The sequence below is a fragment of the Glycomyces mayteni genome (genome assembly GCF_042428885.1).
In the GTDB taxonomy this organism is placed as follows: Bacteria; Actinomycetota; Actinomycetes; order Mycobacteriales; family Micromonosporaceae; genus Glycomyces; species Glycomyces mayteni.
Genome location: NZ_JBHMBP010000024.1, coordinates 1 through 537, shown reverse-complemented (window position 1 = coordinate 537; position 537 = coordinate 1). Strand labels below are relative to the sequence as shown.

General features: G+C 58.5%; 1 rRNA gene. It reads left to right on the top strand.

The annotated features are described in order from the left end of the window. Window positions 1-82, top strand: a 16S ribosomal RNA gene (locus tag ACFFXY_RS25370); the annotation flags it as partial. Window positions 83-537 lie beyond the last annotated feature (455 nt).

Genomic DNA, 537 nt, shown 5'->3' with positions numbered 1-537 from the left:
GTGGTCGAAGGTGGGGCTGGCGATTAGGACGAAGTCGTAACAAGGTAGCCGTACCGGAAGGTGCGGCTGGATCACCTCCTTTCTAAGGAGTCCCGACCCTCGCCGAGGCGAGGCGTCAACCATCCGCTCCAGTCGTTTCGACTGGTCCGTGCGTCATTTCGGTGCGCGGGTTTTCAGCGGGTGTGTATGGACTAAATGTTTAATGGTGTGTCGACTACACGTTGTCTGGACGAGTGAGACTCGTTCCCATCCTTGAGACCTGTTGGTCAGGTCGACTGTGCGGAAGCGCGGTCGGCGTGCCTGACGGGTCTCGCACCCTGTTGGGGTTCTGAGGCAATACGTCTCGGAGCCTGGTCATGTCGCGGATGCGCGGTGTGCCTCGGGCGGTCTTCGCGATCGCCTAGGCCTGTCTTGAGGGGCGGGTTGAGGTGCGTGTCGGGTGTGGCTGGTGTGTTGTTTGAGATTTGTATAGTGTGCGTGAGTGTCTTTGTTTCTATCTGACTTGGCCGTGTTGGTTAAGTTGTGTAGGGCGCATGG